Origin of the sequence: Lysobacter soli (genome assembly GCF_003382285.1) — a bacterium.
GTDB classification, from domain to species: Bacteria; Pseudomonadota; Gammaproteobacteria; order Xanthomonadales; family Xanthomonadaceae; genus Lysobacter_J; species Lysobacter_J soli.
In genome coordinates, this window is sequence record NZ_QTJR01000001.1 from 352,062 (window position 1) to 373,040 (window position 20,979).

General features: G+C 69.4%; 20 protein-coding genes. 8 read left to right on the forward strand and 12 right to left on the reverse strand.

Features of this window, described 5'->3' with window-relative positions:
• The first annotated feature begins 6 nt into the window (after positions 1 to 6).
• A complete protein-coding gene (locus DX912_RS01515) occupies positions 7 to 894 on the forward strand; it encodes a LysR family transcriptional regulator (protein ID WP_115840683.1) in 888 nt (295 codons plus the stop codon).
• A 9-nt stretch (positions 895 to 903) separates the two neighbouring features.
• On the opposite strand, the gene DX912_RS01520 is transcribed toward DX912_RS01515, so the two are convergent.
• From DX912_RS01520 to prmB, 8 genes are all read right to left on the reverse strand, one after another.
• Entirely contained in the window at positions 904 to 1,545 is a 642-nt protein-coding gene (locus DX912_RS01520; protein ID WP_115840684.1) for a phosphoribosylanthranilate isomerase, read from the reverse strand.
• On the reverse strand, positions 1,542 to 2,339 hold the full coding sequence (truA, locus tag DX912_RS01525; protein WP_233433453.1) for a tRNA pseudouridine(38-40) synthase TruA: 798 nt from the start codon (positions 2,337 to 2,339) through the stop codon (positions 1,542 to 1,544). The genes DX912_RS01520 and truA overlap by 4 nt, the downstream gene beginning before the upstream one ends.
• A 238-nt stretch (positions 2,340 to 2,577) precedes the next feature.
• Entirely contained in the window at positions 2,578 to 4,434 is a 1,857-nt protein-coding gene (locus DX912_RS01530; protein ID WP_115840686.1) for a type IV pilus assembly protein FimV, read from the reverse strand.
• Positions 4,435 to 4,886: 452 nt separating this feature from the next.
• The gene (locus DX912_RS01535; protein WP_115840687.1) at positions 4,887 to 5,912 is read right to left on the reverse strand and encodes an aspartate-semialdehyde dehydrogenase; all 1,026 of its coding nucleotides are present in this window, start codon (positions 5,910 to 5,912) and stop codon (positions 4,887 to 4,889) included.
• A gap of 85 nt (positions 5,913 to 5,997) precedes the next feature.
• Positions 5,998 to 6,366: an NIPSNAP family protein gene (locus DX912_RS01540; protein WP_115841018.1), complete on the reverse strand. Its 369-nt coding sequence runs from the start codon at positions 6,364 to 6,366 to the stop codon at positions 5,998 to 6,000.
• A gap of 86 nt (positions 6,367 to 6,452) precedes the next feature.
• Complete coding sequence (locus tag DX912_RS01545; protein ID WP_115840688.1) at positions 6,453 to 7,547, reverse strand: 2-hydroxyacid dehydrogenase; 1,095 nt, start codon at positions 7,545 to 7,547, stop codon at positions 6,453 to 6,455.
• On the reverse strand, positions 7,540 to 8,643 hold the full coding sequence (gene aroC, locus DX912_RS01550) for a chorismate synthase (RefSeq protein ID WP_115840689.1): 1,104 nt from the start codon (positions 8,641 to 8,643) through the stop codon (positions 7,540 to 7,542). Before aroC ends, DX912_RS01545 begins: the two co-directional genes overlap by 8 nt.
• 366 nt (positions 8,644 to 9,009) lie before the next feature.
• A complete protein-coding gene (prmB, locus tag DX912_RS01555) occupies positions 9,010 to 9,954 on the reverse strand; it encodes a 50S ribosomal protein L3 N(5)-glutamine methyltransferase (RefSeq protein WP_115840690.1) in 945 nt (314 codons plus the stop codon).
• Positions 9,955 to 10,043: 89 nt separating this feature from the next.
• On the opposite strand from prmB, the gene DX912_RS01560 reads away from it, so the two are divergent.
• Together DX912_RS01560 and asd are read left to right on the forward strand one after the other, a co-directional pair.
• A complete protein-coding gene (locus DX912_RS01560) occupies positions 10,044 to 10,712 on the forward strand; it encodes an SCO family protein (protein ID WP_115840691.1) in 669 nt (222 codons plus the stop codon).
• 93 nt (positions 10,713 to 10,805) lie between these two features.
• Positions 10,806 to 11,651 carry an archaetidylserine decarboxylase gene (gene asd, locus DX912_RS01565; RefSeq protein ID WP_115840692.1) on the forward strand — a complete coding sequence of 282 codons (846 nt, stop codon included), beginning with the start codon at positions 10,806 to 10,808 and terminating at the stop codon, positions 11,649 to 11,651.
• A 3-nt stretch (positions 11,652 to 11,654) separates the two neighbouring features.
• On the opposite strand, the gene DX912_RS01570 is transcribed toward asd, so the two are convergent.
• From DX912_RS01570 to DX912_RS01580, 3 genes are read right to left on the reverse strand one after another with little or no spacing between them, the layout of a single operon-like run.
• Positions 11,655 to 12,290 carry a lysoplasmalogenase gene (locus tag DX912_RS01570; RefSeq protein ID WP_115841019.1) on the reverse strand — a complete coding sequence of 212 codons (636 nt, stop codon included), beginning with the start codon at positions 12,288 to 12,290 and terminating at the stop codon, positions 11,655 to 11,657.
• A 17-nt stretch (positions 12,291 to 12,307) separates the two neighbouring features.
• Positions 12,308 to 12,955: a DUF6891 domain-containing protein gene (locus tag DX912_RS01575; RefSeq protein WP_115840693.1), complete on the reverse strand. Its 648-nt coding sequence runs from the start codon at positions 12,953 to 12,955 to the stop codon at positions 12,308 to 12,310.
• Between the two features lie 57 nt (positions 12,956 to 13,012).
• Positions 13,013 to 14,569 (reverse strand): transglycosylase SLT domain-containing protein, encoded by a 1,557-nt coding sequence (locus tag DX912_RS01580; RefSeq protein ID WP_115840694.1) that lies wholly within the window; start codon positions 14,567 to 14,569, stop codon positions 13,013 to 13,015.
• A 208-nt stretch (positions 14,570 to 14,777) separates the two neighbouring features.
• Here DX912_RS01580 and DX912_RS01585 point away from each other — a divergent pair, with 208 nt between their 5' ends.
• From DX912_RS01585 to DX912_RS01605, 5 genes are all read left to right on the forward strand, one after another.
• Positions 14,778 to 16,307: a helicase HerA-like domain-containing protein gene (locus DX912_RS01585; RefSeq protein WP_115840695.1), complete on the forward strand. Its 1,530-nt coding sequence runs from the start codon at positions 14,778 to 14,780 to the stop codon at positions 16,305 to 16,307.
• A gap of 51 nt (positions 16,308 to 16,358) precedes the next feature.
• A complete protein-coding gene (locus DX912_RS01590; RefSeq protein ID WP_147298535.1) occupies positions 16,359 to 16,865 on the forward strand; it encodes a copper resistance protein NlpE in 507 nt (168 codons plus the stop codon).
• Positions 16,866 to 17,094: 229 nt separating this feature from the next.
• The gene (greB, locus tag DX912_RS01595; protein ID WP_115840697.1) at positions 17,095 to 17,607 is read left to right on the forward strand and encodes a transcription elongation factor GreB; all 513 of its coding nucleotides are present in this window, start codon (positions 17,095 to 17,097) and stop codon (positions 17,605 to 17,607) included.
• Positions 17,594 to 18,061: a GNAT family N-acetyltransferase gene (locus DX912_RS01600; protein ID WP_115840698.1), complete on the forward strand. Its 468-nt coding sequence runs from the start codon at positions 17,594 to 17,596 to the stop codon at positions 18,059 to 18,061. Before greB ends, DX912_RS01600 begins: the two co-directional genes overlap by 14 nt.
• 67 nt (positions 18,062 to 18,128) lie before the next feature.
• Positions 18,129 to 19,385, forward strand: a complete 1,257-nt coding sequence (locus DX912_RS01605) for an MgtC/SapB family protein (protein ID WP_115840699.1) — start codon at positions 18,129 to 18,131, stop codon at positions 19,383 to 19,385.
• A 194-nt stretch (positions 19,386 to 19,579) separates the two neighbouring features.
• Here DX912_RS01605 and rimO read toward each other — a convergent pair whose 3' ends face one another.
• On the reverse strand, positions 19,580 to 20,911 hold the full coding sequence (rimO, locus tag DX912_RS01610; protein WP_115840700.1) for a 30S ribosomal protein S12 methylthiotransferase RimO: 1,332 nt from the start codon (positions 20,909 to 20,911) through the stop codon (positions 19,580 to 19,582).
• Positions 20,912 to 20,979 lie beyond the last annotated feature (68 nt).

Sequence of the window (20,979 nt, forward strand, 5' to 3'; positions counted from 1 at the left end):
GTTTGAATGAGCCGAGACCTACCCCCGCTCAACGCCCTGCGCGCCTTCGAGGCCGTCGCCCGGCTGGACAGCGTCAGCCGTGCGGCCGAGGAACTGCACGTCACCCACGGCGCCGTAAGTCGTCACCTGAAGGCGCTGGAAGAGGCGCTGGGGACGGCGTTGTTCGTCCGCGAAGGCCGCGGCCTTGCCCTGACGCCGGCCGGACGGCGGCTGCACGAAGCCGCCGACGGCGCCTTCGCCCTGCTCCGCCAAGGCTGGAGCGACCTGCGCCGGCGCCCGCCGCAGGCGCCGCTGGTGCTCGGCTGTCCGGGTAGCGTGCTGGCGCGATGGATGATCCCGCGGCTGGACCGCCTCGCCCGCGAGCGCCCGGACCTCACCCTCCACCTCGCCGCCAGCGAGCGCACGCCGGACGTGGCGCTGACCGGGCTCGACGCCGCGCTGTTGATCGACCGCGCGCCCTGGCCCGCCGACTGGCAGGTGCACGAACTGGCGCCCGAACGCCTCGGCCCGGTGGTGAGCCCTCGCTTCGCCGGTTTCGATCGCCTGCGCGACGCGTCGCCCGATGCGCTGGCAAATGAATCGTTGCTGCACACCCAGTCGCGCCCGCAGGCGTGGTCGGACTGGGCGGCTGGGAGTGGGCTCGACGCCGGCGCGCTGCACATGGGCACCGCGTTCCCGCACCTGTACTACCTGCTGGAAGCGGCGAACGCAGGCCTCGGCGTCGCGATCGCGCCCGAACCGCTGATAGTGGAGGATCTGGCCGCCGGCAGGCTGGTCGCCCCGTGGGGTTTCGTCGAGACGCAGGCACGTTGGGTGCTGGTCACGCGACGCAGGACGAACGATCCGCGCGTCGCGCTGCTGGTGGCGTGGCTGCGCGCCGAACTGGCGGGCTGATCGCGCGGATCAGCGCGGCAATGAATCCGCGCGACGCACTTCCTGGACGAAGCGCCGCATCTTCGCGGTGTCTTTCTCGCCGGGCGCCGACTCGATGCCGCTCGACACGTCCACGCCCCACGGGTGCACGGTGTTCACCGCCTCGAAGACGTTGTCCGGATGCAGCCCGCCGGCGAGCAGGAATGCGCGCCCGGAATCGTGCGGAATGCGCGACCAGTCGAACCGATGCCCCGTGCCGCCCGCGCCACCGGCGGCGTGGCTGTCGAGCAGCAATGCGACAGCGCGTGCATGGCGCGACAACGGATCCGTTGCGACGTCGCCGCCCATCGCGACCGCCTTGAGGTAGGGCACGCCGAACGCCTCGCTGAAGGCTTCGTCCTCGCTGCCGTGGAACTGCAGCAGCGTCGGGCGCACTTCATCGATCACGCGCTGCACGTACGCGGCCTCGTTGTCCATGAAGAGCGCAACGACGTCGATGCCGTCCGCAACCACGTCACGCAGCGCGCGCGCCTGCTCGATGTCGAGCCTGCGCGAACTGCGCTGTGCAAACACCAGGCCGATCGCATCCACGCCCAGTTCGCACGCCAGCGCGATGTCGTCCGCGCGCGTCATGCCGCAGAACTTGATGCGCGTGTGCGCCGACGCGTTCATAGCGTCACCTCGGCGGGAAGGTTCCACTGCGCCGGATAACGCGGCCCGAGGAACACCAGTCCGGTGGGCGGCGCGGTCGGACCTGCGACCGTGCGGTCGCGCGTTTCGAGCAATTCGGCGATCCAACGCTCGGGTTTCTCGCCGCTGCCGACCATCAGCAGGCTGCCGACGATGTTGCGCACCATGTGATGCAGGAAGGCGTTCGCCTGCACTTCCACCTCTACGATGTCGCCGGTGCGCGTGACGCGGATGTCCTGCAACTCGCGCCATGCGTGCGGCGACTGGCAGTGCACGGTGCGGAAGGAGGAGAAGTCGTTTTCGCCCAGCAAGGCCTGCGCGGCGCGATGCATGGCGTCGGCGTCGAGCGGGCGGCGCTCCCAGCTCAGGTACTGCCGGCCGAGCGCGGCGCGCACGGGGCGATTGAGGATGCGGTAGCGATAGCGGCGCGCTCGCGCGGAAAAGCGCGCGTGGAAGTCGTCCGGCACCGGCCGGCACCAGCGCACCGCGATGGACGGCGGCAGGCGGCTGGTGACGCCGAGCATCCAGCTGCGCGGATCGCGCACGGCGTGGCTGTCGAAATGGACGACCTGGCATTCGGCATGCACGCCGGCGTCGGTCCGTCCGGCGCAGATCGTTTCGACCGGATGGCCGGCGACGAAGGAGATCGCGAACTCCAGCGCGGCCTGCAGGGTTTCCTCGCCTTCGCGCTCCGGCTCGCCGTGCTTGCTCAGGCGCTGCCAGCCGCAGAAGCCGTTGCCGTCGTATTCGACGCCGAGGGCGAAGCGGTGCGTCACGGGGCTGTCGGGCGGGGAGGATTCGGCGGGCGTGTTCACGGGGTGCGGTGCGTTCCGGCGGGGGCCGGAATGGTTGGGGCGAGCGGGCATCGTGCTTGGGGTGGCTAACCAGCGCAACGGCGGCCTCGAATACTGCAGCGCTGTGCGGTCGCGACGACCTGTGAGGCGGTCGCTTCGTTGCCCCTCACCCCCACCCCTCTCCCGAAGGGAGAGGGGCTTAAAGCCTGGGCGAGTCGGATCAGCCCAGATCCTGCAGCATCCGCGAGGCCGCCTGGCGCGCGGCGAGATCGCCGTTGATGACGACTTCGCTCAGCAGTTGGCGGGCGCTTTCGCGGTCGCCCAGGTCGATGTAGGCGCGGGCGAGTTCCAGGCGTTCCTGGCCCGGCTGCGTGGCGAGCGTCGGTTCGACGTGGCCGCGGCGGCCGTTGCCGTTCGCGGCGATGTGCCAGGCCGGGGCGATCGGCGCGGCGGGCGCGGCGGGCGCGGCGGCCGGAGCCGGACGCACTGGCGCCGGCGGTTCCGGCGTCAGTTCGAACGCGGGCTCTTCCTGCCGCACCGGCTCCTGCACGTACTCCGGCGCGGGCGGCTCGACGATCGTCTCCGGTTCCTGGCGCGCTTCGATATCCGGGCCCGCTGCGAACGCGTCGGCGATCGACGGCGTGGTGGCGACAGCCGCATCGGACGGCGCCCGGAACGCCGGCTTGTTCGGACGACGCCCGAACCACCAGCCGCCGAGCAACGCCAGCAGGATCGCGCCACCGCCGAGGATCCACGGCAGCGGCGAGCCCGCCTGCGTCGCGGCCTGCTCGTTGGTCTTGGCCACGCGCTGCTGCGCGGCGGCCAGTTCGCTGTCCTTCATCGCGATGAGCTGTTGCTGCTGCTTCTGCAGTTGCTCCAGCTCGGCGACGCGGCTCTTGAGTTCCTGGACCTCGGCGTCGCGCGCGGCGACGGTTTCCTGGGTCTGTTGCAGTTCCTGTCGCAGCATCTGGCCCTCGCCGCCGGCCTGGATGCCGGACTGGGTGCCCGCCTGGGCGGCACGCGCGGCCTCCGGCGGAACGATTTCGAGGCGGGCATCGGCCGTCGCCGTTCCACCCGCCGTGGTGGTGTTGCCCGGTGCGGCGCCGACGGGCGTCGCCGCGGCGGACGCGGCCGCGCCTTCCAGCGCCGGCTGCGGCACGGCGCGACGCGCATCGCGCCACTGCTGCACGTGCTGGGCGACCAGACGCCGCGCTTCGCCGGACTCGACGCTGGCGAGCTCGTCGCCCAACGGCACGTCGAGCACCGCGCCGGCCTTGAGCAGGTTGATGTTGCCGTCGATGAAGGCGTCCGGATTGGCGCGCAGCAGCGCGATCATCGCCTGGTCGAGGCTCGCCTGGCCTTCCATGCGGCCGGCGATCTCCGAGAGCGTGTCGCCACGTCGCACGGTGTAGTCGCCCGACAGCTCGCGCGAGGCCTGCGGCACCGGCTCGCGCGGCGGGGTGACGGAGGCGACCTGCGGCTGCGGTTCGGGCTGCGGCGCGGCGGGGATCTCGTTGTCGGCCGCGGCGTTTTCCTCGCGCGCGATCGCCTGTTCGACTTCCTCTTCCGGCGTCGTCGCGGGCGGAGCCTCGGCGGTGGTGGCCGGGTTAGCGGCTTCGGGCTCGCGTTCGATCGTGTTGGGTTCGGAGACGACGGTCTCCTCGATCGCCGGCTGCATCGGCGCCGAGACCGTGCGCGGCGCATCGACCAGCGCCGCGTATTCGCGCACCAGTCGGCCCTGGCCCCAGTCGACCGACACCAGGAAGGTCAGCAGCGGCTCGTTGACCGGCTGCGTGGTGGTGACGCGGATGACCGGCCGGCCGGCCGAGTCCAGCGCCGAGGTGAACTGCAGTTCGGCCACCACGCCCATCGGCGGCTGCAGGCCGACGCGGGCGAAGACGAGCGGCGAAGCGAGCTCGGCCTGGAGGTTCTCCAGTTCGGCCGGGTCATTGGAAATGATCGGGATCTCGGCCAGGAACGGCTGCCCGATCCGCGATTTGACCTCGATCTGCCCAAGGCCCAGCGCCGACGCGGCGCCGCTGGCCAGGGCCAGCGCCAGCCCGAGCGCGGTGCGCACGTAGCGTCTGGCGGAGCTTTGTTTGGCAACTTGTTGTTTCACTTCGGATCCCTGCCCTTCCCCGGCGCGACTCTAAGCCCTCGCCGGGGGCCGCGGCAACGAAAACCGCCGTCGACTGCGACTGGCGCGGCGGAATGGGCATTGTCGCGCCACTGGCGTGAGGACGCGGGAGCGCGCGCCTGCCCGTCTGCGTCGAGTCCGTAGCCTCGCGCGCCAGTGTTTTTGCCTGGCGCGCCAATCCCGGAGCCTGGTACGCGAGTCTTTTCCGCTGGCGCGCGAGTCCTGGAACCTCGAACGCCAGTGTTTTCGCCTCGCGAGCCAGTCCTTGCCACTGGCACGCCAGTTCCGAAACCCCGATCGCCAGTGTTTTCCACTCGCGCGCGAGGTCCGGAAACTCGAACGCCAGTCTTTGGGACTGGCGTTCGAGGCTCAATCACTGGAACGTCCCGGACTCAGCCGCGTTCGGCCAGCACCAGCTCGGCCAGCTGCACCGCGTTCAGCGCGGCGCCCTTGCGGATGTTGTCGGAGACGATCCACAGGTTCACCGCGCGCGGGTGCGAGAAGTCGTCGCGGATGCGGCCGACGTAGACCGGATCGTTGCCCGACGCATGCGTCACCGGCGTCGGGTATCCGCCCGCCTTCGGCTCGTCGACGATCTCCACGCCCGGCGCGGTTTCCAGCAGCTTGCGGACATCGCTTGCGGAGATCTTCTCGCGCGTCTCGATGTTCACCGCCTCGGAGTGGCCATAGAACACTGGCACGCGCACCGCGGTGGGGTTCACCTGGATGCTGTCGTCGCCGAGGATTTTCCGGGTCTCCCACACCAGCTTCATTTCTTCCTTGGTGTAGCCGTTGTCCTGGAACTCGTCGATGTGCGGAATCAGGTTGAACGCGATCTGCACCGGGAAGCGCTCCGGGTTCGGCTCCTGGAAGCCCAGCAGCGCGGCGGTCTGGCGGCCGAGCTCCTCCAGCGCCGAGCGGCCCGCGCCCGACACCGACTGGTACGTCGCCACGTTGATGCGCTCGATGCCGACCTTGCGGTGGATCGGCGCCAGCGCGACCAGCATCTGCATGGTCGAGCAGTTCGGGTTGGCGATGATGCCGCGCGGGCGGTTCTTCGCGGCCTCCGGGTTCACTTCCGACACGACCAGCGGCACGTCGTCGTCGTAACGGAACGCCGAGGAGTTATCGATCACCACCGCGCCGGCCGCGGCGAACTTCGGCGCGTATTCCTTCGACACGCTGCCGCCTGCGGAGAACAGCGCGATGTCGATGCCGCTCGGGTCGAACGTCGCCAGGTCCTCCACCGTGATTTTTTTCGCGCCGAACTCGATTTTCTCGCCGGCCGAACGCTCGCTGGCCAGCAGGTGCAAGTTGCCAATGGGGAATTTCCGTTCGACGAGGATGCGCAGCATCGTCTCGCCCACGGCGCCGGTCGCACCGACGATGGCCACGTTGCAGGAGTTCTTGGCGTTCATTGGTTCCTTCTTTCGGGTTGGAGGAGTACAGCCTTGATGCCCGGCCGGAACCATTCCGGCGGGTGTTGCGAAGCGTGGATGCGGCTCAGCCCGTGGGCGCCGCGTCGCCGGGATTGCGGCGGCGCAGGTCGTCGAGCGTCTCGGGAGATGCCCACAGTACCGCATCCTGGTAGTGACGGATCATCGCCAGCACGCGTTCGCGCGGGCCCTGCCGCCATTCCGGCGAACCGTAGAAGGCGTCCTGCCGCGCGTTCAGATCGTCGAGGTCGTCGTAGGCACGGATCAGGAAGTACGCGTCGCCGGCATGCGGCGATGGACCGAACGCCACGATCTCGTGCTGCCAGCGACGCAGCATCGGCACGGCCTCGTCGACGAAGGCGCGATGGAATGGGTCGCGTGCGTCGGGGACGAGCTGGTAGGTGCGGATCTGGATCAGGCGCTGGCTGTGCGGCATGGCGACGGTTCCGGCGGGCTTGGTCTGCTTCAAAAGGCGCGTCGCGGATGATCTCGCAACGCGGCGGCGGACGCTCTGGCGTCTGCTTATTTCGATATGCCGGGTTTTCGGCCTTGCGCCGAGGTCGCGACCGGTTTCGCTCCGGCTTCGTTGCCCCTCACCCCAACCCCTCTCCCGTTGGGAGAGGGGCTCAATTCGGTTGCATTCACCGGCGTCGGCGGATCGCCCGCACGCGGGCCGAAACCCAGCGCGGCGATGAGGTTGTCCACCGCCAGCGACACCATCGCGCGGCGCGTGGCGAGGCTGCCGCTGGCGATGTGCGGTGTGAGCACCACGTTGCGCAGCGCGAGCAGGCGCGGGTTGATCGCCGGCTCGCCTTCGTAGACGTCGAGCCCCGCGGCGGCGAGGCGGCCGCTTTCCAGAGCGTCGGCCAGCGCGTCCTCATCGACGATGCCGCCACGCGCGATGTTGGTCAGCGTCGCGGTCGGCTTCATCTTCGCGATGGCGGCTGCGTCGACGATGTGGTGCACCGCCGTCGAATACGGCAACACGATCACCAGGTGGTCGGCCTGCGCGAGCAGCGTGTCGAAGTCCGCGTAGGCGGCGTCGCAGTCGCGCTCGATGTCGGCCGGAAGGCGCGAACGGTTGTGGTACAGCACGCGCATGCGGAAGCCCGACGCGCGACGCGCGATGCCCTGCCCGATCCGCCCCATGCCGAGGATGCCCAGCGTCGTGCCATGCACGTCGCCGCCGAGCATCGTCTCGAAGCTCCACTGCCGCCATTGGCCATCGCGCAGCCAGCGTTCGGCCTCGGTGATGCGGCGCGCGGCGGCCATCATCAGCGCGAAGCCGAAATCGGCCGAGGTTTCGGTCAGTACATCCGGCGTGTTCGTCACCACGATGCCGGCCTGCGTGAGCGCGGGCACGTCGAGGTTGTTGTAGCCGACGCCGACGTTGGCGATCGCGCGAAGGCGCGGCGCGTTCGCGACTTCCGCGGCGCCGATGCGGTCGTTGAGCGTGACCAATGCGCCGTCGCACGAAGCAAGCACCGCGGCGATCTCGTCCTGCGAATGCTTGCCGACCGCGGCGGTTTCGATCACGTCGAAGTGTTCGCGCAGCCGCCCGACGATGTCGCCGAACAGCGGTTGCGAGACCCAGACGCGGGGACGCGTGTCAGCCACCGAGGTTCCCGGGAATCCGCGGCGTCACCTCGCCCACGTCGCCGCACTGCGCGCGATGGCGCAGTGCCTGGTCCATCAGCACCAGCGCCACCATCGCCTCGCAGATCGGCGTCGCGCGGATGCCGACGCAGGGATCGTGACGGCCGGTGGTGACGACTTCGGCGACGTTGCCGTGCGTGTCGAGGCTGTCGATCGGCAGGCGCAGGCTGGAGGTCGGCTTGAACGCGACCGAGCAGCGCAGCGGCTGGCCGGTGCTGATGCCGCCGAGGATGCCGCCGGCGTGGTTGCTGGCGAAACCCTGCGGCGTCATCTGGTCGCGGTGCGCGCTGCCCTTCTGCGCGACGACGCCGAAACCGTCGCCGATTTCCACGCCTTTCACCGCGTTGATGCTCATCAGTGCTGCGGCGAGTTCGCCGTCGAGCTTGCCGTAGATCGGCTCGCCCCAGCCGGGCGGCACGTTCGTCGCCACCACGTCCACGCGCGCGCCGACCGAATCGCCGGACTTGCGCAGCGCGTCCATGTACAGCTCCAGCTCCGTCACCTGGCGCGTGTCGGGCCAGAAGAACGGGTTGTTCTCGACGGCCGACAGATCGAAGCCGTGCGGCACGATCTCGCCGATCTGCGACAGCCAGCCCTGCACCTGCACGCCATGACGGTCGGCGAGCCACTTCTTGGCGATGACGCCCGCGGCCACGCGCATCGTCGTCTCGCGCGCGGACGAACGCCCGCCGCCGCGCGGGTCGCGGATGCCGTACTTCTGCCAGTAGGTGTAATCCGCGTGCCCCGGGCGGAACTGGTCGGCGATCTTCGCGTAGTCCTTGCTGCGCTGGTCGGTGTTGCGGATCAGCAGCGCGATCGGCGTGCCGGTCGTGACACCTTCGTACACGCCGCTGAGGATCTCGACCTCGTCGGCCTCGTGACGCTGCGATGTGTGGCGCGTGCGGCCGGTGGCGCGGCGTTCGAGATCGTGGCGGAAGTCCTCCGGCGCGATGGCGATGCCCGGAGGGCAACCGTCGACGACGCAGCCGATGGCCGGGCCGTGGCTTTCGCCGAAGGTGGTGACGGTAAGGAGTTTGCCGAAGCTGTTGCTGGACACGTGGAAGCCCGCGGGGTGCAGGCATTCACTTTAGCAACGTCGTTTGGTTGCTGCTGGAACTGCGGGGGCCGATACCGGCCCCAGAACTCCCGCCTCGCCTCTTCCCGTCATCCCGGCGAAAGCCGGGACCCAGGCCCACAAGCATTCAATACACGGCGTCATTCCCGCGAAGGCGGGAATCCAGCCGTCGGACGCGTCACGGCTGACGGATGAGGTGATGCGCTCACAGTTGGATCCCCGCCTACGCGGGGATGACGCCAAAGGAACGGAAGCGTCGCCAGCCTGGGTCCCGGCTTTCGCCGGGATGACGATGGATCATTGCAATCGAGCGGGCGTTGCAACCGGCGCACCGCCGAACGACGGCGCTTAAGGACGCGCGTCCGCCAGCGCCTTGATCTTCGCGTGGTGCTCGACCAGGTCCGCGCGTTCGACCACGAAGATGCCCATCTGCCCGACCTTGAACTCCACCCATGCCATCGGCAGTTCCGGCAGCAGTTCGACGAGCGCGCGCTCGGCTTCGCCGACTTCGCAGATGAGAAGACCGTTCTCGGTCAGGTGGTCCGGTGCGTCGCGCAGGATCTTCAGCGCGAGGTCCAGGCCGTCGTCGCCGGCACGCAGGCCCAGTTCGGGCTCGTAGGAGTATTCCTTCGGCAGCGCGTCGGTCTCGTCGTTGGTGACGTACGGCGGGTTGGTGACGATCAGGTCGTACACCTGGCCCTGCAGCTGGTTGAACAGATCCGACTTGCGCAGCGTGACGTTGTCGGCGTGCAGGCGTTCCTTGTTTTCCTGCGCGAGCGAGAGCGCGTCGTCGTTGATGTCCACGCCGTCCACCTGCCAGTGCGGGTGGTAGTGCGCGGTGGCGATCGCGATGCAGCCCGAACCGGTGCACAGGTCGAGCACGCGCTCGATCTCGCGGCCGCCTAGCCACGGCTCGTAGCCGTGCGGGATCAGCTCGGCGATCGGCGAACGCGGCACCAGCGCGCGGCGGTCGCTCTTGAAGCTCAGGCCGGCGAACCACGCCTCGCCGGTCAGGTACGCGGCGGGAACGCGTTCGTCGATGCGGCGCTGGAACAGGTCCAGCACCTTTGCCTGCTCGGCCGCGGTCACGCGCGAGGCGCCGTAGATCGGGCTCAGGTCGTGCGGCAGGTGCAGCGCGTGCAGGACCAGCTGCGTCGCCTCGTCCAGCGCGTTGTCGTAGCTGTGGCCGAAGGTGAGGCCGGCCTCGTTGAAGCGGCTGCCGCCATAACGGATCAGGTCGATGATCGAAACCTGTTCGAACGTGACTGGATTTGGGGTCGCGGAGCCGTTCATGGCGGGGCCTTTCGAAGGGGGCGACGATTATACGGGGCCCGGCCCGGTATCATGCCCGCGCCCAGTGCCGGGCGCGATTCGAAGCCGCCATGTTCAACCGCACCACGGTCTACATCCTCATCGCGGCCGTCGCCGCCGCCCTCGGCCTCTGGGCCGCGCAGCACTTCTTCGCGCCGTCGGCGGGCTCCTCGCTGCCGCAGACCCGCGCCGTGCGCCTGTTCGAGCCGGCCCGCACGCTGCCCGCCTTCACGCTGCGCCAGTCGGACGGCACGCCGCTGGTGCCGGGCGAACTGAAGGGCCACTGGACGCTGGTGTTCCTCGGCTTCACGCACTGCCCCGACGTCTGCCCGACCACGCTGGCCGAGATGGCCAAGGCGCAGAAGCAGTGGGCGGCGCTGCCGGAAACCACGCGCCCGCGCGTGCTGTTCGTGTCGGTCGATCCCGAGCGCGACACGCCCGACCGCATCGGCGAGTACGCACACGCCTTCCACCGCGACACGATCGCCGCCACCGCCGACATCCCGGCGCTGGAGCAGTTCGCCAAGTCGCTGAGCATGGTCTTCGCGAAGGTGCCCGCGCCGGAAGGCGTGCGCGCCGACCAGTACAGCGTCGACCACAGTGCGTCGATGGCGGTGCTCGATCCGCAGGGCCACATGGCCGGCATCGTGCAGCCGCCGTTCGACCCGGCCGCGATCGCCGCCGACATGACGGCGCTGACGCAGGCGAGCTTCGCCGCCGTGTCTCCCAAGCGCGAGTGACCGCCGCGACGGGCGGATGAAACCGCCCGCTCCGCGCCTTCCGCCCGTGCCCTGCACGACCCCATCACGCCTGCACGCCATCGTAAGCACTCCATGAGCCTCGTCACCGCCCTCACCTACGTCCTTCCGCATCGGCTGCTGTCGTCGATGGCGCGCGCGCTCGCGTATTCGGACAACCCGCGCCTGAAGCAGTGGCTGATCGACACGGTGACGCGCCGGTTCGGCGTGAACCTCGCCGAGGCCGCGCAGCCGGATCCGACGAAGTACCCGACGTTCAATGCCTTCTTCACGCGGGCGCTGAAGCCCGGCGCGCGCGTGCCCGATCCCGATCCGCGTGTCCTGCTGATGCCTGCCGACGGCCACGTGAGCCAGTGCGGTCCGATCGAGAACGGTCGCATCTTCCAGGCCAAGGGCCAGTCGTTCACGGCGGCGGAACTGCTCGGCGACGAGGCCGACGCCACGCCCTTCAACGACGGCCTGTTCGCGACGGTGTACCTGTCGCCGCGCGACTACCACCGCGTGCACATGCCGTGGACCGGCCGGCTGCGCGAAACCGTGCACGTGCCGGGCCGTCTGTTCAGCGTCGGCACCGCCGCGGTGGCGCACGTGCCGCGCCTGTTCGCGCGCAACGAGCGCCTGGTCTGCCATTTCGACACCGATTTCGGCCCGATGGCGATGGTGATGGTGGGCGCGCTGCTGGTGTCGGGCGTCGAGACCGTGTGGAGCGGCGAGGAAATCCCCGCCTACGGCGACCGCATCAACCGGAAGGACTGGCGCGCGGAGAACATCACGCTGGACCGCTTCGCCGAGATGGCGCGCTTCAACTACGGCTCGACCGTGATCGTGCTGCTGCCGCGCGGCGTGGCGACGCTGGATCCGTCGCTGCACGCCGAATCGCCGGTGCGCCTGGGCCAGAAGCTGGCGACGCGCACGGTCTGACGTTCACGACCGGCGCGGCACCGACCGCGCCAGTCCCCACTGCGCGAGCCAGTAGCTCGCCAGCACCGCGAACGACGCGGCCGCGAACGGCGCGACGAAGCGATCCCACGCCAGCAACGCGTCCGACAGCACGAAACACGCCCCGCCCCATGCGCCGCACAGCGCGGCGCCATCGCGCCGGCGCCACCACACCGCCAGCGCCTGCGCGGCCATCGCCGCGAGCACGACGACGTAGACGACCACCGGCACGCGCAGCTCGCCGGGCAACCCCGGCCACAACCGCGACAGCACGAGCCCGGCGACCACCGCATACAGCGCGAAGGGCCATATCGCCGCGAACAGGCGTTCGCGCTGTTTCAGCGCGATCAGGTACGCCAGGTGCGCGAGCAGGAAACTCGCCAGCCCCGCGACGAACGCATCGATCGGCAGCATCAGGAACGCGTCGCCCGCCGTCGACAACACGAGCCCGACCAGCAGCCATGTGCGATAGCGCGGCAATGCCGAAGGCGTGCGCCACACCGACCACGCGATCAGCAGCGTCGTCAGCGGCTTGAACAGCCAGTGCAGCCACGGCTTCGCCGGCCAGTACGCGCCGGCAATCGCCAGCACTGCGCTGGCGGCGACAACGACCGCCAGCATGGCCGTCGTCGCGCGCGTCACAGCGCGAGCCGGCGTTGCCATTGCAGCGGCACGTGGATGCGTTTGGTCCAGTTGCCGTCCCAGTCGACCGTGAGCCCGGCCAGGCGCAGGGCATCGACGATGCGGTGACCGATGGCGAGGGCCGGCGCTTCGCCGCTCGCGGTCGCGCCGTAGTTCAGCCACAACCCGCCGCCTTCGACGGCGCGCTCGGTGTCCTGCATGTGGAAGAAGGTGTAGCCGTGCACGTTGTCGCCGCGTTCGCGCGCGGTATCGATCTCGTCGCCGATCTCCGCCACGCCGCAGGTGCCGCAGCAGGTGAAGTTCTGCCGGCACACCACGCCCTGGGTTTCTAGCGCGGCGAACGCCTGCTCGAGGCGGTCGTGGTCGGTCACCGCGGGCCATCCGGCTGCTTCGTGGTGATAGGCCGCGGTCTCGTCTTCGAGGATGCGGCGTGCGTGCGTGCGCAGCACGCCCTCGCCGTGCGGCTGGAGCTCCAGCACTTCCAGCGCGTTGTCGATGATGGAATCGGCGTCGACGTAGCCGCCGCGCAGATCGCGGGCGATGTAGCCCCGCAGTTCGTCCAGTTGTTCTTCCAGCGAAGGCGCACCGTGCGCCGGTCGCGCCTCATCCTTCCGGAACAGTCCCACGATCTTCCGCCAGACCATGCCCCACCCCCTGCGTCCCTGTGGTGGGACGCAGCATGGAGGGTCCGGCGGCGCGACTCAACCTTCGCAGGCGTCGAGCTTGAGCTTCTGGCCCGGCTTGATCGCGAAACGCGGCGCCTTGAGCTTGTTCGCCTTTGCCAGGTCGCCGGTGTCGCACTGGAACTTCTGCGCGATGGCGGTGAGCGTCTCGCCGCGCTTGACCGTGTAGGTCGAGGGCTTGGACGGCTTGGCCGGCTTGCTGCGAGCCGGCGCGGCGTTGGCGACTGCGCTGCCGACGCCCGCGCTTTCGGCCTCGTACACCGCATCCTCGGCCTGCACCGGCGTGACCGGGCCGGTGCGCACGATGGCGCTGGAGGCATCGCTCATCACCAGCGTGTGCGCCAGTTCGGCGCGCTGGCCTTGCGTGCAGTGGCGGCCGTAGAGGCCCACGATCTTGGTCGTCGCGCTGAGCACGGTGCCCGTCGGCAGGTACTGGTCGGCCTGGTAGCGCGGGTTGAGGTTGCGCAGCGCGCGCATGAAGCCCTCGCGCGTGCCGCCGTTGCCCAGGCAGATGGTGAGTTCGTAGATCGAGCTGGGCTTGGCAAGGCGCAGCGCCGCGGGCCGCGCATCCACGCGCGGCAGCGTCAGGCCGTATTCCTTCGGATGCAGGAACAGCCATGCCGCCGCGATCACCATCGGGACGTAATCGCGGGTTTCGGCCGGGAACTGGTTGTAGACCGATTCGTCCCAGAAGTTGCCGCCGCCGGAGGTGTTGTACACGCGCTGCGCGCGGCCTTCGCCGCCGTTGTAGGCGGCCAGCGACAGCTCGATGCTGCGGTTGAGCGTGCCCAGGCGTTCGTTGAAGTACTCCGCCGCCGCGGCGGCCGAGGCACGCGCGTCGTAGCGCGTGTCGAAACCGGTGCCGTCGTCGCCCAGGCCGAAGCGGCGGCCGGTGGCGTACATGAACTGCATCGGCCCGGCCGCGCCCGCGCGCGAGGTCGAATGCACGCGGCCGTTGGATTCCTTCGCCATCACGCCGAACAGCAGCGCTTCGGGCAGGCCGGCGCGCTGGAACTGCGGCCACATCGTCTGGCGCAGGTACTGGTAGTTCTCGAACGTGTCGATCAGCGATGGCCGCATGTCGGTCAGCCAGCGGCGGATGCCCGCCTGCACGGCCGGGTTGTACTGGACCATCTTCACGAACTGCTGGCCGTCGGCGCTGAGCAGCGCCGCGGCGCGCGCGGCTTCGGGCACGTCGGCGGTGATGCTGCCGGCCAAGCCTTCCTCGTCGTTGTCCTCGGGTACCTCATCGCCGGAGGCCAGGTCGGCGTTCTGCTTCAGCAGGCGCTTGTAGGCAGCGAGCATGGTCGTGGGCGAGCAGCCCTTCTGCTTCACGCAGGCGGCCATGATGTCTTCCATGTCCTCCAGCGAGGCATCGACTTCGGTGCGACCGGCCGGATCGGCATTGCCGATCTTCACCAGCCCGGCGCGATAACGCGCCTCGGCGGCCTGCATACGCGTGTTGAGCGCATCCACCGCGGCCTGGTCGCGCTTGGAGAGCGCATGCGCCTGCGGCATCGCGGCGAGGAGAGCCAGCGCGAGCAGCGCGGCGGAAGAACGGGCGATCACGTGCATTGACAGCGCAGGAGCGTGGAAGCGGGGGCATCGCAGGGTATCCGCCCGCGTGCGAGTGCGACAAGCCGGAAACGTCCGATTCGCGGTGCACGTCCGGATGAACGGGCGCGCCCACGCGACTTCCGGAAGATTCCCAGGATGAACACGGGCGGCCGCGGCCGCGCCTAGAATCGCCGCAACTCCGTCCGCGCACTCCCCCGAGATCCCCATGGACCCGATCCTGCTTGGCAAGGCCGTCACCACGCCGCAATCGCTGCCCGACACGCAGGGGCACGTGTTCCTGCAACCGAAGTTCGGCAACCGCCACGGCCTGGTCGCCGGCGCCACCGGCACCGGCAAGACCGTCACGCTGATGACGCTGGCCGAAGGCTTCTCGCGCCTCGGCGTCCCGGTGTTCCTGGCCGACGTGAAGGGCGACGTGGCGGGGCTCGCCGTCGCGGGCACCGCGAACGAGAAACTGCAATCGCGCGTGGCCGAGATCGGCCTTTCCAACTACACCAACGAAGCCAACCCGGTCGTGTTCTGGGACCTGTTCGGAAAGCTCGGCCATCCGGTGCGCACGACGGTCAGCGAAATGGGCCCGACGCTGCTGTCGCGCGTGCTCGAACTCAACGACACGCAGTCGGGCGTGCTCGACATCGTCTTCAAGCTGGCCGACGACCGCGGCCTGCTGCTGCTCGACCTCGAAGATCTGCGCGCCCTGCTCGGCCTGGTCGCGGAGGAACGCAAGGACATCTCCACCAGCTACGGCCTGGTAAGCGCGCAGTCGATCGGCGCGATCCAGCGCTCGCTGCTGCGGCTGGAACAGGAGGGCGGCGACCTGTTCTTCGGCGAACCGGCGCTGGAACTGTCCGACCTGATGCGCACGACGCCCGACGGCCGCGGCGTAGTGAACATCCTCGCGTCCGAGCAGCTGGTGCTCAAGCCGCGCCTGTATTCGAGCTTCCTGCTGTGGCTGCTGTCGGAACTGTTCGAGACGCTGCCGGAAGTGGGCGACCTGGACAAACCCAAGCTCGTGTTCGTCTTCGACGAGGCGCACCTGCTGTTCGACGACGCGCCGCCGGCGCTGCAGCAGCGTGTCGAGCAAGTCGTGCGGCTGATCCGGTCGAAAGGCGTGGGCGTGTACTTCTGCTCGCAGTTCCCCGACGACGTGCCCGACGACATCCTCGGCCAGCTCGGCAACCGCGTGCAGCACGCGCTGCGCGCGTTCACGCCGCGCGACCAGAAGGCGGTGAAGACCGCGGCCGAGACCTTCGTGCCCAATCCGGCGCTGGACGTGGCGAAGACGATCTCGCAGCTCGGCACCGGCGAAGCGCTGGTGTCCACGCTGCAGGACAAGGGCGTGCCGATGCCCGTGGAGAAGACGCTGATCGCGCCGCCGCGCTGCCGCATGGGCGCGATCACCGAGGCCGAACGCCAGCAGGTGCACAACACCAGCCCGGTCGGCCACAAGTACGACGAACGCGTGGATCGCGAGTCCGCATCGGAGATGCTCGCCGCCCGCGCCGAGACCGCGACGCAGAAGAGCAAGGCGCCGCCGGCGCGCTCGCGCGAACAGGACGAGGCCGAGGACAGCGGCTTCGGCCAGGCCGTGAAGGACGCCGTGTTCGGCACGAAACGCCGCCAGGGCATGGTGGAAACCATGGCCAAGCAGACGGCGCGCACGGTGGGCAGCCGCATCGGTCAACAGATCGTTCGCGGCCTGCTTGGCAGCATCTTCGGCGGATCGAAGCGCTGACCGCGCCGATTGCCTCGTCCCATGCTCGTCCCCCAACGCAAGGAGCACACGATGTCCAGATCCAGAACGAACGCACGCACCGCCCTGATCGCCGCGGTCGCGCTCGCCGCGCTGTCGGCCTGCAAGCCGCAGGCACCGGCCGAAACCGCTGCACCGCCCGCGCAGCCCGAAGCCGCGGCGGCTCCGGCGGCGCCCGCGGCCGACGCGCGCCCCTCCGCACAAGGCGCGCCGTTCGACGTGAAGGCCTTCGCCGGTACGTTCGACGGGACCCTGCCCTGCGCCGACTGTCCCGGCATCGACACGCACCTGGTGCTCGCCGCCGACGGCACGTACACGATCAGCGAGACCTACAGGGAGCGCTCGGCGCCCGCGCTCACGGGCGATGGCACGTGGACGGTGGAAGAAAACAACCAGCGCCTGCGCCTTGACCCGAACAGCAAGTCCGACAACGACCGTCTGTACGCGATCCTGTCGCAGGACGAGATCCGCCAGCTGGACATGGAAGGCAAGCCGATCGACAGCACGCTGCCGTACAACCTGAAGCGGGCGGCGCAGTAAGGGCACGCACGCTTCACTACGGTCATCCCGGCGAGAGCCGGGACCCAGGCCCGCAACGTATCCGCAGGGGCCGAGCATCGCTGTTCGTCGAGCATGACGGCCTGGATCCCGGCCTGGGCCGGGATGACGGCCTTGGCAAAGTCGACGGCGACTTGCCGAAACGGCGTACCCGATGTTGCGCCACCATTAGAATTCCACGTCGCGCGCCGCGCGTTCCACCGGAGTACCCATGGGCCGCTGGCGTCCGCCCGCAGAAAAAAGCACCGCGCTGATCACCCGCGCGGGCCACGACCGCCTCAAGGCCGAACTCGACGAGCTGTGGCGCGTGAAACGCCCGGAAGTCGTGAAGGCGCTCGCCGCCGCTGCGGCGGAAGGCGATCGTTCGGAAAACGCCGAGTACACGTTTCGAAAGAAGCAGCTCGGCGAGATCGATCGCCGCGTGCGCTACCTGTCCAAGCGCGTGCCCGCGCTGCGCGTGGTGGACACCGTGCCGAGCGATCCGGAGGCGGTGTTCTTCGGCGCGCGCGTGGAGATCGAGAACGTCGCCAGCGGCGAAACGCAGCGCTATCGCATCGTCGGCCCGGACGAGACCGATGCGAAGACGGGCGCGATCAGCATCGATTCGCCGCTCGCACGCGCGATGCTGAAAAAGCGCGTGGACGACGAATTCGAGGCCATGCTGCCCGGCGGCGCGACGCGCTTCGTGATCGTCGAGGTCGCCTACGACGATGGCGCCGACTGACGCGATCGTCCTGCGCGATGCCTCGCCTGCCGACGCGGCGGCGATCAGCGCGCTGGTGAGCGCGCTGACGCAACGCTGGATCGCGCCGGATTGCGATGAGGACGGCATCGCGTCGCTGCTCGCGTTGATGACGCCGGAGCAGGTCCGGCGGCGCATCGACGAAGGCCACCGCAACGTCGTCGCCGAATGCGACGGCCGCATCGTCGGTGTCGCGGTATTGCGCCTACCCTCGCACCTGTACCACCTGTTCGTCGCCGACGACATGCAGCGGCGCGGGCTGGCGCGGGCCTTGTGCAACGCGGTGACCGCAGCCGCCGACCCGGCCGTGCCCATCACCGTCAATGCGGCCCGGCATGCGCAGGAGACCTATCGCCGCCTCGGTTTCGAGGCCACCGGACCGGAACTGCACGAAAGCGGCCTGCGCTTCGTCCCGATGCAGTGGACACGCCGCTGAGCGGCAGGAACCCGTCGCCCGCCCGCAGCTGCGGTAGCGTGTAGCTCTCTCCCCCGACCTACGCCGAATGGATCCCGACGAACTCCGCGGCCTGCTTACCGCCATCGCCATCGGCCTACTGATCGGCGTCGTGCGCGAGCGGCACCCGCTCCAGTCCGATGCGCCGCACCCCGGCGCACCGGCGGCGGGTCTGCGCACGCATGCGATGGTGGCGATCGCCGCCGGCGTGGCGGCGCAGATCGGCCTCCCGGCGCTGGTGGCGACGGTGCTCGCCGTCGGCGCACTGGCGGTCGTGTCCTACCTGCGCACGCGCGAACACGATCCGGGACTGACCGGCGAAGTCGCACTCCTGGTGACGGCATTGCTCGCCGCGCTCGCGCAGACGCAGACCACGGTGGCGGCCGCGCTCGCGGTCGTCGCGGCGACGCTGCTGTTCGCCAAGCAGCCGCTGCACCGGTTCGCGCGCGACATCGTCAGCGAGCGCGAAGTGCAGGACGCCCTCCTGCTGGCCGCCTCCGCGCTCGTCGTCCTGCCGCTGTTGCCCGACGAGCCGGTCGATCCGTGGGGCGTGCTGGTGCCGTCGCAGTTGTGGAAGCTCGTCGTGCTGGTGATGACGGTCGGGATGCTCGGCCACATCGCGCTGCGTGCCGTCGGTGCGCGCTGGGGCTTGCCGGTCGCGGGCTTCTTCGCGGGGTTCGCGTCGTCGACGGCCGCCGTGGCGGGCTTCGGCCAGCACACGCGCGCCGACGCGTCGCTGGCCGCAGGCGCCGCGTCGGCGGCATTGCTCGCGAATCTCGCGTCGCTGCTGCTGGTGATGGGCATCCTCGCGACCGCCGCACCAGCGCTGCTGCGCGCCAGTGCGTGGCCGCTCGCGGCCGCGGCGGGCGTGCTCGCGATTGCCGCCGGATTCGGCCTGCGGCGTCAGGCCGACGCCCCGTCGCTTCCGAACGAGCCGCAAGCCCGCGCGTTCAAGCTGAGTCACGGCCTGCTGCTGGCGCTGGTGATCGCCGTCGTTTTGGTGCTGTCGGCATGGCTGCGCACCGTGTTCGGCGACATGGGCGCGCTGGCGACCGCGGTGCTGGTCGCGGTGGCGGAGTTGCATGCGGCGGCGGCGAGCATCGCGCAGCTGTCGTCGGCGGGGAACCTGACGATGACGCACGCGCAATGGGGCGTCGCGGGTCTGCTGGCGTCCAGCGCGATCGCGAAGACCGCGCTCGCCTTCGCCAGCGGGAATCGGCGCTACGGCCTCATCGTCGGCGGCGGGTTGATCGGAATGGCTGTCGCGTGTGCGGCGGTGACGGGCGTGGTGATCGCGTCGGCCTGAAGGCGCACGCAGCCTTAAAGCCAAAGCCGTCATCCCCGCGAAGGCGGGGATCCGTCTGTCCGATACATCACGCTCGCCGGATGGCTGAGGAGAGCTGACGCATGGATTCCCGCCTACGCGGGAATGACGAGCAAAAGCGACGCAAGGCGTTCAACGCGACCGACGCGCGTGCACGTGTCCCACGCGCCCAACGATCAATCATCGAACGCGACCTCGCCGAACAGGTCGTGTTCGTCGCTGCCCATGATCTCGACGTCGACGAACTCGCCCGGCTTCACGCCGGCCATGAAGCCGTTCTGGATCTGCACCAGGCCGTCGATCTCCGGCGCGTCGTACATCGTGCGCGCGATGGCGAGTTCGCCGTCCAGCGCATCGACGATGCAGCGCTGCGTCGTGCCGACCTTCGCTTCCAGCTTCGCCGCCGAAATCTCCGCCTGCTTTTCCATGAAGCGCGCGAGGCGCTCCTGCTTCACTTCCTCAGGAATCGCGTCGGGCAGCGCGTTGGCCGTAGCGCCTTCCACCGGCGAGTAGGCGAACGCGCCGACGCGGTCCAGCTGCGCTTCGTCGAGGAAATCCAGCAGTTCCTCGAACTCGGCTTCGGTCTCGCCCGGGAAACCGACGATGAAGGTCGAGCGGATCGCGATGTCCGGCGCGATGGAGCGCCAGCGCTGGATGCGTTCGAGCGTCTTGTCGACCGAGCCCGGGCGCTTCATCAGCTTGAGCACGCGCGGGCTGGCGTGCTGGAACGGGATGTCCAGGTACGGCAGCAGCTTGCCGTCGGCCATCAGCGGAATGATGTCGTCGACGTGCGGATACGGGTACACGTAGTGCAGGCGCGTCCAGATGCCGAGTTCGGACAGCCCTTCGCACAGCGCCTTCATGCGCGTCTGGTACGACTTGCCGCGCCATTCGCGCTCGGCGTACTTCACGTCGACGCCGTAGGCGGAGGTGTCCTGCGAGATGACCAGCAGTTCCTTCACGCCGCCCATCGCGAGCTTTTCGGCTTCCCGCAGCACCTGGTCGACCGGTCGGCTCACCTGATCGCCGCGCATCGACGGGATGATGCAGAAGCTGCAACGGTGATTGCAGCCTTCGGAAATCTTGAGGTACGCGTAGTGCTTGGGCGTGAGCTTGATGCCCGTGTCCGGAACGAGGTCCAGGAACGGGTCGTGCTTCGGCGGCAGGGCCGCGTGCACGGCGGTCATCACGCTGCCGTAGTCCTGCGGGCCGCTGATCGACAGCACGCCCGGATGCGCTTCGCGGATCTGCTCGGGCTTCTTGCCCAGGCACCCGGTCACGATGACCTTGCCGTTCTCCGCGATGGCCTCGCCGATCGCGTCCAGCGATTCGGCCACCGCCGAGTCGATGAAACCGCAGGTGTTGACCACCACGACGTCTGCGTCGTCGTAGGTCTGGACGATGTCGTAGCCCTCCACGCGCAGCTGGGTGAGGATGCGTTCGGAATCGACAAGCGCCTTCGGGCAACCGAGGCTGACGAAACCGACTTTGGGATTGGCAAGGGACATGGAGCGGACCGGCGACGATGGGACAGGCACGGCGGCCATCCGGATGGACGGCAGGCGGCGGCGGGAGG